A 10,224-nucleotide genomic window follows, 5' to 3' on the forward strand; every position below is an offset into this window, starting at 1 on the left:
CGTCAGCGAACGGACCGGTCGGGGCGGAACAAACCCACTCGCCCCGGGGTTGAGTAGGCATCGCTCAACTTTTGGAAGGGTCGAAGAACGTGACTACACCACAGAACCTGCCGGTGCTGTTCCTCACCGATCCGATCGTGCTGCCGGGCATGGTCGTGCCCATCGAACTGGACGAATCCGCGCAGGCCGCGATCGACGCCGCGCGCGCCGCCAAGACCGACGCCGTGCTGCTCGCGCCGCGGCTGACCGAGGGCTACGCCACCTACGGTGTGGTCGCCACCATCGAACAGGTCGGCCGGATGCGCGGCGGCGCTCCTGCCGCCGTCCTCAAGGCCGAACGGCGCGCCAAGATCGGGCACGGGGTCACCGGTCCCGGCGCCGCGCTGTGGGTCGAGGCCGAGCCGGTCGAGACGCCCGCCGCCGACGGCCGCACCAAGGAACTGGCCGCGGAATACAAGAAGCTGGTCGTCTCGGTGCTGCAACGCCGTGAGGCCTGGCAGATCATCGACGCGGTCAATCAGCTGACCGATCCGTCGGCCATCGCCGACACCGCGGGCTACGCCCCGTACCTGACTTCCGAGCAGAAGCGCGAACTGCTCGAGACCCCCGACGTGGCCGAGCGACTCACCACCCTGATCGAGTGGACCAAGGCGCACATCGCCGAGGCCGAGATCAGCGAGAAGATCAGCGAAGACGTGCGCGAGGGCATGGAGAAGAGCCAGCGCGAATTCCTGCTGCGCCAGCAGCTCAACGCCATCCGCAAGGAACTCGGCGAGGACGAGCCGGACGGCGCCGACGACTACCGCACCCGCGTCGAGCAAGCCGATCTGCCCGACACCGTGCGCGAGGCGGCGCTGCGCGAGGTCGGCAGGCTGGAGCGAGCCAGCGATCAGAGCCCGGAATCCGGCTGGATCCGGACCTGGCTGGACACCGTGCTCGAGCTGCCGTGGACGGTGAAGACCACCGACAGCACCGACGTCTCGGCCGCTCGCGCGGTGCTGGACGCCGACCACCACGGCCTGGAAGAGGTCAAGGACCGCATGGTCGAGTACCTGGCCGTCCGCGCACGCCGGGCCGCCCGCGGCCTGGAGGTCGTCGGCGGACGCGGGTCCGGCGCGGTGCTGGTGCTGGTCGGCCCGCCCGGTGTCGGCAAGACCTCGCTGGGCGAGTCCGTGGCGCGCGCTCTCGGCCGCGAGTTCGTCCGCGTGGCTCTTGGCGGCGTGCGCGACGAGGCCGAGATCCGCGGGCACCGCCGCACCTACGTCGGCGCCATGCCCGGCCGGATCGTGCGGGCCATGAAGGAAGCCGGTTCGATGAACCCGGTCGTCCTGCTGGACGAGATCGACAAGGTCGGCTCCGACTTCCGCGGCGACCCTGCGGCCGCCCTGCTCGAGGTGCTCGACCCGGCGCAGAACCACACGTTCCGCGACCACTACCTGGATCTCGACCTGGACCTGTCCGACGTGCTGTTCATCGCCACGGCGAACGTCATGGAGACCATCCCCGGCCCGCTGCTGGACCGGATGGAGCTGATCACCGTCGACGGCTACACCGAGGACGACAAGGTGGCCATCGCGCGCGACTTCCTGGTGCCGCGGCAGCTGGAGCGCAACGCCCTGACCGCCGACGAGGTGTCGGTGACCGAGGAGGCGCTGCGCGAGATCGCCGCCAACTACACCAGGGAGGCCGGGGTCAGGCAGATGGAGCGGCTGATCGCCAAAGCGCTGCGCAAGGCGGCCACGCGGCTGTCGGAGCGCGAGGCCGGATCGGGGTACGACCCCGAACTGGGTTACGAGGAGAAGGTCGGCGCGGGGGCCCTGACGATCGGTCTGGACGACTTGAAGGATTACCTGGGTCGTCCTCGCTTCACCCCGGACTCGGTGGAACGCACGGCCGTTCCCGGTGTGGCCACCGGCTTGGCCGTGACCGGCGCGGGCGGCGACGTCCTCTACATCGAGGCGAACGCCGCCGAGGGCGAGCGCTCGCTGACGCTCACCGGCCAGCTCGGCGACGTGATGAAGGAGTCGGCGCAGATCGCGTTGACCTACGTGCGTTCGCACCTGGAGGAGATCGGCATCGAGCCGTCGGTGCTGGATCGCAATATCCACATCCACTTCCCTGCGGGCGCCGTGCCCAAGGACGGACCGTCGGCGGGCGTCACGATGGTCACCGCCCTGGTGTCGCTGGCGCTGGGCCGTCAGGTGCGATCGGACGTCGGCATGACCGGTGAGGTCACGCTGAACGGCCGGGTGCTGCCGATCGGCGGCGTCAAGCAGAAGCTGCTCGCCGCCCAGCGGGCCGGATTGAAGACGGTGTTCATCCCGGCGCGCAACGAGCCGGACCTGGACGACGTACCGGCGGAGGTGCTGGCCGCGCTGGACGTCCGGCCGGTCGCCGATGTGGCCGACATCCTGGCCTACGCGATCGAGCCGGTGGCCGAGCCCGCGTTGGGGCCCGCCTTCGCGGCGACTGCCTGACCTGGGCTGACGGGCCGGGCACGGGAACGATTCCGTGCCCGGCCTTTCGTATTGCGAAAGGGCCGTCGCTCGATGCGAGGTTACGAGCCGTTCGTGCCGGTCAGGTCGGTTTCCGCGAGCCGCGTCGTGCCTTGGCCCACCGCGCACAGGATCGGTTCGCGGTCACGGCTTTCCGCGTAGATCTCGCAGTGGGCCACCGCTTGGCGGCGCGTCGCCCCCGTGACAGTTGCCTCGATGCGCAATCGTTCGCCCGCGGCGGGACGCAGGTAGGTGATGGTGACGCCGCCGGTGAGCACGTTCGCGCCGAGCACCGTTCCCGCGGCGAAGGTGAGGGCGTTGTCGGCCGCGTACGCCAGCACGCCGCCGTGCACATAGCCGAACTGCTGGGTCAATTCCGGGCGCAATGGGATGACCAGGGTCGCGGCGCCGTCGCCGAACGCGGTGATCTCGGTGCCGACCAGGGTCGCGAAGGGCTGTGCGGCCAGTATCTTCTTGGCGCTGTCGAGGTCGAGGGTCATGGTGGTCGTCATCGGGACATCTCTTTCGCGGCTCTGGGGCGGTCGGCGGCGAGGGCGAGCCAGGCGGCATCCGCGAGTTCCCCCGCGACTCGATCGGGGGCGAGGCGCATTTCCCCGCCGAGCCACTGGCGCGTGTATTCCTGCGCCGGGCCGAGCCACAGCGCGTAGACAAGGTCGATCGGAAGATCCCGCACCGCCCCGTACCCAGCGTGCGTGCGCCACCACCGAGTCACGTCGGACATGAAGCGGCGATTGCCCTCGCTCTCGCGCACCCCTGGCGGCCGCGCCGCGGTGAGCACGGTGGCGCGGTATTGATTCTCGCTCACCCAGCGCAAGTGCTCGTGCACGCCGGCGACGACGCCTTCGCGCGCGTCGGCGCTGTCACCGACCACCGCCCAGAAATGCTCCTGATAGTCCGCCAGCGCGTTGGCCCAGACCTGCCGGTACAGGTCGGACTTGTCCGGGAAATGGTGATACAGCGCGCCGACGCTGGCGCCCGCCGCGGCGCGGATCTGCGTCAGCGTCGCGTCGAGGGCGCCGTGCTCGGCGAACTGGCGCTCGGCCGCCAAGAGCAACCGATCTCGAATCTTCATAACCAGAATTTAGTTCTGTTTTTGCGGCCTCGCAATGGCAGGGTGCGCGAGGGCGCGGTGCTGCCGGTCGGCGGGCGATCGGCGCAATCCAGACCGGTGTGTCGCACCCCTGCGGTAAGAACGGCATGTGGCCAGATGGCTGTTGCACGTCGACCTCGATCAGTTCCAGGCGGCGGTGGAGTTCCGCCGTCACCCGGAACTGCGGGGACTGCCGGTCATCGTCGGCGGCAATGGCGATCCCAGCGAGCCGCGCAAGGTGGTGACCTGCGCGTCCTATCCGGCGCGCGCGTTCGGCGTGCGGGCCGGGATGCCGCTGCGCAGCGCCCAGCGCAAGTGTCCCGACGGCGTGTTCCTCCCCTTGGACATGGCCGCATACGAGGACGCTTCCGACGAAGTCATGGCCCTGTTGCGGACGTTTCCGGGACGGGTCGAGGTGTGGGGCTGGGACGAGGCGTTCCTCGCCGCCGACACCGACGATCCGGAAGCCCTCGCGCGGCAGGTGCGCGACGCCATCGCCGGACTCGAGCTGACCTGCTCGATCGGCATCGGGGACAACAAGCTCACCGCCAAGCTCGCGACCGGCTTCGCCAAGTCGGCGGGCAAGTCCTCGGCCGAGCCCGCCGCCGGCGCGGGCGCCGCCGCGGGCGTCTTCCGGCTCACGGCCGCGAACTGGACCGAGGTCATGGCCCACCGCCCGACCGACGCGTTGTGGGGCATCGGCAGCCGCATCGCCGCCCGGCTCGCCGAACTCGGCATTCGGACTGTCGGCGAGCTGATAGCGGCGGACCGGCATCGCCTGGCCGCCGAATTCGGGCCGAACACCGGTCCGTATCTCTGGGTGCTCGGCCACGGCAAAGGAGATACGGACGTCACGACCGAACCGCGAATCCCGATCGGGCGCAGCAAATCCGAGACCTTCCCGCACGATCTGACCGATCCCGGCGAGATCCGCGCCCAGGTCGCGCGGCTGGCCACCGAGGTCGCCGAGGAGATGGCCGCGGCGGGCCGGATCGGCACCCGCGTTTCGGTGACGGTGCGCACGAACACCTTCTACACCCGCAGCAAACAGGAGAAATTGCCCGAACCGACCATCGACGTCGCGCGAATCGCCGAGACGGCGCTGCGCATCGTCGAACGGTTCGACCTCGACCGCCCGGTTCGTCTGCTCGGCGTGCGGCTGGAACTCCTGCCGCAGTAGCTCCCGGACCCGTCCCTACGCTCGTATGCTCGTCCGCATGGAGTTCTGGGCGATGGTGGCACACGAATCGGATAGCGGGATCGTCCTGACCCGGCAGCAGGTCGGCGAGGATTTCCTCGGGCCGGGTGACGTGACGATCAAGGTGCACTACTCGAGCGCGAACTACAAGGACGGTCTGGCGATCACCAAGGGCGGCGGTGTGGTGCGCGACTACCCGATCGTCCCCGGCATCGATCTCGTCGGTGAGGTGGTCGAGTCCGCCGACGACGATTTCGCGCCGGGTGACCAGGTGATCGCACACGGTTACGACATCGGCGTTTCGCACAACGGCGGCTTCGCCGAATACGCCAGGGTGCCGGCTGAATGGGTGGTCAAGCTGGATGGGCTGAGCCTGCGCGACGCCGCCGCGCTCGGCACCGCCGGGTTCACCGCTGCCCTGAGCGTGCAGGCCCTGCTCGATCGCGGCCTCATGCCGGACGCGGGCCCGGTGCTGGTCACCGGCGCGACCGGCGGAGTCGGCAGCGTGAGCATCGACATCCTCTCCGGCCTCGGCTTCGAGGTCATCGCGTCCACGGGCAAGACCGACGCGAACGATCTGCTCAGCGAGATCGGCGCGAACGAGGTGATCGGCAGGTTGCCGGAGGACCCGAACGCCAAGCCGCGGCCGCTGACCAAGGCGCGGTGGGCCGCGGCCGTGGACAGCGTCGGCGGCGCGTCGCTGGCCTACGTGCTCAGCGCCATCGGTTACGGCGGCGTGGTCGCGGCGAGCGGGCTCACCGGCGGACCTGAGCTGCCCACCACGGTGATGCCGTTCATCCTGCGCGGCGTCACCCTCGAAGGCATCGACTCGGTCAACCTGCCCATCGATCGCCGTCGGGAGGTCTGGGCACAGCTCGGCAAAGAACTACGCCCGCAGCATCTTTCGGCGCTGCAGAACTACGCGCCGATCACCGATGTGGAGAAAGTGCTGCACTCCATCCGCGACGGCAGCCATCGGGGGCGCACCGTGCTCGGCGTCATGAATGAGTTCTGACCGAAGGTCCTCGGCTCCGGCGCAAGCGGCGTCGCGCGGTGACGCGCCCAGATGCGACAGGCGCGCCGATCTTGCGGCTGACCTCGACCGGACCCCGCGCGGGGGAAGCCGCAGGGCCTCGCCGACATCCCGGCACCGGTCGTGACCCGACCCCGCCGCGCGGGGGAAGTCGTTGCCGCCGTCGCGAGCACCGATCCGATACGGTTCTTCCGCATCATCTCCGTGCTCGCTCCGGTCGAGAGGCGAACTTCCTTGTCCGCGAATCTGTTCTGGCGTTCGATGTCGATAGTGGCGGCGTCCGCGCTGCTCGCCGCGCCCGCGTACGGCCGGGCCGATCCGGTGAACGACTCGCGCGCGAACGGCTTGGACCGCTTCTATCACCAGCCGCTGGAGTGGAAGCCGTGCGGCGTCGAGAATCTGGACAAGGCCGGTGGCGAGTGCGCGAACGTCGTCGTGCCGCTCGAATACGGGCAGCCGGGCGGTCGCACGATCACTTTGGCGATATCCCGGGTGAAGGCGAGCGATCCGGCGCGGCGGCGGGGCATCCTGGTGTCGAATCCGGGTGGTCCCGGCGGGCCGGGCCTGGACAGTGTGGATCTGCTCGGCGACGTGCTGTCGCCGGACGTGCTGGCGAGTTACGACCTGATCGGGCTGGACCCGCGCGGCGTCGGCGAATCCACCTCGAGCCCGCGGTGCGGCTGGCCGGTCGGCGAGATGGTCCGGTCGGCGGGCCTGGATCCGCTGGGCTTCGCGCACGACACCGTTCAGTCCGCGGGCATGGCCGCGAGCTGCGTCGTTCGTGATCCGCAGTTGGTGCGGCAGTTCACCACTCGCAACACGGCGCGGGACATGGACGTCGTGCGGGCCGCCCTGGGCGAGGAGAAGATCAACTTCTACGGCTTGTCCTATGGCACGTACCTCGGGGCCGTGTTCACCCAGATGTTCCCCGAGCGCAGCGATCGGATCGTGCTCGACAGCGCGATCGACCCGGATCGGTACTGGACGGGCTTGGTCCAGGATTGGGGACCCGCCGACGAAATCGCCTTGGACGATTGGGCGGTGTGGGCCGCCGCCAGGGACGAGCAGTTCCGGCTCGGCGCGACGCCGCAGCAGGTGCGCGCGAAGATCGAGGAATTGGTCCGGATCGCCAACCGCAGGCCGATCGTCATCGATGGATTCGCGATCGACGACCATTGGTTGCCGTTCATCCTGCACGCCTTGCTGTGGAACTTCCGGCTGAACGAGCCGTTGGCCGCGACGGTGCGCGAACTCGCCGACGCCGCGGGCGGTCCGCCCACGACCGCGCAGACGCCACGGCTGCGCGCCATCGTGGCGGCGCTGCGCGACAACGAGAACTCCGTCCTCGCGGAGATCGCCTGCGGTGATGTCAGCGCGCCCATCGATCCGCTCTGGTACTGGCGCACTATCGAGGAGAACCGCGCCACGCAGCCGGTGTTCGGTGCGCTGGCGGGCAATATCCAGCCGTGCGCCTTCTGGCCGCGCCCGGTGGAGCCGCCGACCGTGGTGCGCAACGCCGTGCCCGCGCTCATCGTGCAGGCGACGGGCGATCCGCGCACTCCCTATGCGCACGGCGTCCGGCTGCACCAGTACCTGTCGGCGTCGCGCCTGGTCAGCCTGCAAGACGTCCGCATTCACATGACGTTCCGGCCGGAGCTGAGCAGTTGCGTGAACAACGCGATCAACGCCTACTTCGGCGCGGGAACCCTGCCGGAGGCCGACACCACCTGTACCGCGGACCAGACGGCGAGCTAGCCCGACAACGGATCAGGCCGCGGCCGTGACGGGTTCCTCGGCGAACTGGGTGCGGTACAGCTCCGCGTAGCGGCCATCGGCGTTCAGTAGCTCGGAGTGGGTGCCGCGCTCCACGATCCGGCCCTGTTCCAGCACCAGGATCTGGTCGGCGGCGCGGATGGTGGACAACCGGTGCGCGATCACCAACGCGGTCCTGCCCTCCAGCGCTTCGGACAGCGCCTCCTGCACGGCGGCTTCCGAGGTCGAGTCCAGCGACGCGGTCGCCTCGTCCAGGATCACCACACGCGGCTGCTTGAGCAGCAGGCGGGCGATGGTCAGGCGCTGGCGTTCACCCCCGGAGAGCCGGTAGCCGCGCTCGCCGACCACGGTCTCCAACCCGTCCGGCAGCGACGCGATCAAGTCGCGCAGCCGGGCGCGCTCGAGCGCGTCCCACAGTTCGTCCTCGGTGGCCTCCGGCCGCGCGAGCAGGAGATTGGCGCGGATGGTGTCGTGGAACAGGTGCCCGTCCTGGGTGACGAGGCCGACGGTGTCGCGGAGCGATCCGGTGGTCACCTCGCGCACGTCGACGCCGTTCAACCGCACCGCGCCCGCGTCGACGTCGTAGAGACGGGAGACAAGCTGCGCGATGGTCGATTTGCCCGCGCCCGACGAGCCGACCAGCGCGACCAGCTGACCGGGCTCGGCGCGCAGCGACACGTCGTGCAGCACCTGCACCCCGCCGCGGGTGTCCAGATTCGCCACGTCCTCCAGTGAGGCCAGCGACACCTTGTCGGCCGACGGGTAGCCGAAGCTCACCGCGTCCAGCTCCACCGCGACCGGGCCCTCCGGAACCGGTTTCGCATCCGGCGCGTCCTCGATCAGCGGCTTCAGATCGAGCACTTCGAAGACGCGCTCGAAGCTCACCAGCGCGGCCATGATCTCCATCCGGGCGCTGGCCAGTGCGGTGAGCGGGGTGTAGAGCCTGGTCAGCAGCAGCGACAGCGCCACGACCGCGCCCGCGTCCAGCTGCCCGCGCAGGGCGTACCAGCCGCCGAGGCCGTACACCAAGGCGATCGCCAGCGCGGACACCAGGGTGAGCGAGGTGACGAAGACCGTTTGCAGCATCGCGGTGCGCACGCCGATGTTCCGCACCCGGCGGGCCCGCAGCGCGAACTCGTCGGACTCCTGTTCCGGCCGCCCGAAGAGTTTGACCAGCGTCGCGCCCGGCGCGGAGAACCGCTCGGTCATCTGGGTGCTCATCGCCGCGTTCAGCCGGGCGGCTTCGCGCTGCAAGTCGGCCAGGCGGTTGCCCATCCGGCGCGCCGGGAACACGAACACCGGAAGCAACACCAGCGCGAGCAAGGTGATCTGCCACGAGATGCTGATCATCACCCCGAGGGTCAGCGCGAGGGTGACCAGGTTGGCCACCACGCCGGACAGGGTGTCGCTGAACGCCCGCTGAGCGCCGATCACATCGTTGTTCAAGCGGCTGACCAGCGCGCCGGTCCTGGTGCGGGTGAAGAAGGCGACGGGCATCTTCTGCACGTGGTCGAACACGGCGGTGCGCAGATCGAGGATGAGCCCCTCACCGATGCGCGCCGACATCCACCGGATCGCGACCCCGAGCCCCGCGTCGAACACCGCGAGCACGCCGATCACCGCCGCGAGAACGACCACCACCCGTGGCGCCGCCCCGCCGACTATGTGGTCGACGACCCGGCCCGCAAGCACCGGCGTCGCCACCGCGAGCACCGCCGACACCACACTGAACAGCAGGAACGCGCCGATCCGCCGCCGGTGCGGCGCGGCGAACCGCAGGATGCGCCGCGCGGTGGCGAGCCGGAACGGCCGCTGTTCCTGCGGCGCGTTCGCCCGCCGGTACATCTGGCTCCACGCCACGGATTCGATGCTCACGTCGTACTCCCTCTTCGCTCCCCACCCATCCAAGACCTGGCCACCGACACTAAGACCTCAACAATGGTTGAGTTCAAGTCGATTCCGTCAGCCGAGGGTTCCGCCCACAGCGAAACCGGCCGAGGCCCCGAACCTCCCACCGCCCCTGACGCGAATGACGTTGGCGCAACCGGCGCGGCGAACACCCGGCGAACGCCGCCGGCATGCCCGCCTCGGAACGGCGGAGGGCGATCGGCGCGGCGTGTCGGCGAAGCATTCGTCACCGACGCATACCGCCGAGCGTGCACGCACAGATGCGCCGCTTCCCCCAAGTCTCGATCCGGCGAGCAGCCGGCACGACCGCATGGGCCTGGAACGCCGGACAGCCAGCGCCGCCACAATCCTTTCGCACCGCCTGTAGAGGTCCGACGCCGTAGACGAACACATGCCGCCATGGTCGGCGGTCCCCAGGACCACCTTGTCCGTGGTCGGCCACGCGTGCCGATCGCCTTGTCATCGGCCGCTGTGGGCCGTGCACTCGCGCAGCGGGCTTGGCAATCGGCGCGCCAGTGGGTGACGCTGTGGGCGAATATTTCACCGTCAGGGTCGGTGGTCTCCAGGACCACCTTGTCCGCGGTCGGCCACGCGTGCCGACCGCCTTGTCGTCGGCCGCTGTGGGCCGTGCACTCGCGCAGCGGGCTTGGCAATCGGCGCGCCAGTGGGTGACGCTGTGGGCGAATATTTCACCGTCAGGGTCGGT

7 protein-coding genes are annotated in these 10,224 nt (G+C 69.7%); 4 read left to right on the forward strand and 3 right to left on the reverse strand.

The genetic code is table 11. The annotated features are described in order from the left end of the window. The first annotated feature begins 149 nt into the window (after positions 1-149). Positions 150-2,477: an endopeptidase La gene (gene lon / locus ACWDMM_RS20840; protein ID WP_323124364.1), complete on the forward strand. Its 2,328-nt coding sequence runs from the start codon at positions 150-152 to the stop codon at positions 2,475-2,477. Between the two features lie 80 nt (positions 2,478-2,557). On the opposite strand, the gene ACWDMM_RS20845 is transcribed toward lon, so the two are convergent. Both ACWDMM_RS20845 and ACWDMM_RS20850 read right to left on the reverse strand, forming a co-directional pair. Further along, the gene (locus tag ACWDMM_RS20845) at positions 2,558-3,007 is read right to left on the reverse strand and encodes a PaaI family thioesterase (RefSeq protein ID WP_357106794.1); all 450 of its coding nucleotides are present in this window, start codon (positions 3,005-3,007) and stop codon (positions 2,558-2,560) included. Then, positions 3,004-3,588: a TetR/AcrR family transcriptional regulator gene (locus tag ACWDMM_RS20850; RefSeq protein WP_195079526.1), complete on the reverse strand. Its 585-nt coding sequence runs from the start codon at positions 3,586-3,588 to the stop codon at positions 3,004-3,006. Before ACWDMM_RS20850 ends, ACWDMM_RS20845 begins: the two co-directional genes overlap by 4 nt. Positions 3,589-3,715: 127 nt before the next feature. Here ACWDMM_RS20850 and ACWDMM_RS20855 point away from each other — a divergent pair, with 127 nt between their 5' ends. The 3 genes from ACWDMM_RS20855 (at position 3,716) to ACWDMM_RS20865 (ending at position 7,592) form a co-directional block, all read left to right on the forward strand. After that, entirely contained in the window at positions 3,716-4,786 is a 1,071-nt protein-coding gene (locus ACWDMM_RS20855; RefSeq protein WP_449938944.1) for a DNA polymerase IV, read from the forward strand. Positions 4,787-4,823: 37 nt separating this feature from the next. Then, positions 4,824-5,819: an oxidoreductase gene (locus tag ACWDMM_RS20860; RefSeq protein WP_195079524.1), complete on the forward strand. Its 996-nt coding sequence runs from the start codon at positions 4,824-4,826 to the stop codon at positions 5,817-5,819. A gap of 252 nt (positions 5,820-6,071) precedes the next feature. Further along, on the forward strand, positions 6,072-7,592 hold the full coding sequence (locus tag ACWDMM_RS20865; protein WP_357106785.1) for an alpha/beta hydrolase: 1,521 nt from the start codon (positions 6,072-6,074) through the stop codon (positions 7,590-7,592). Between the two features lie 12 nt (positions 7,593-7,604). Here the strand turns inward: ACWDMM_RS20865 and ACWDMM_RS20870 are convergent, their stop codons facing one another. After that, a complete protein-coding gene (locus ACWDMM_RS20870; RefSeq protein ID WP_195079522.1) occupies positions 7,605-9,485 on the reverse strand; it encodes an ABC transporter ATP-binding protein in 1,881 nt (626 codons plus the stop codon). Positions 9,486-10,224: the final 739 nt, after the last annotated feature.

The sequence above is a fragment of the Nocardia sp. NPDC003726 genome (assembly GCF_053586955.1).

Excerpts from the sequence above, each read along its gene's own strand:
- ACWDMM_RS20845 (WP_357106794.1), bottom strand. The coding sequence starts at position 3,007 with ATGACGACCACCATGACCCTCGACCTCGACAGCGCCAAGAAGATACTG.
- ACWDMM_RS20850 (WP_195079526.1), bottom strand. The coding sequence starts at position 3,588 with ATGAAGATTCGAGATCGGTTGCTCTTGGCGGCCGAGCGCCAGTTCGCC.
- lon (WP_323124364.1), top strand. The coding sequence starts at position 150 with ATGGTCGTGCCCATCGAACTGGACGAATCCGCGCAGGCCGCGATCGAC.
- ACWDMM_RS20860 (WP_195079524.1), top strand. The coding sequence starts at position 4,824 with ATGGAGTTCTGGGCGATGGTGGCACACGAATCGGATAGCGGGATCGTC.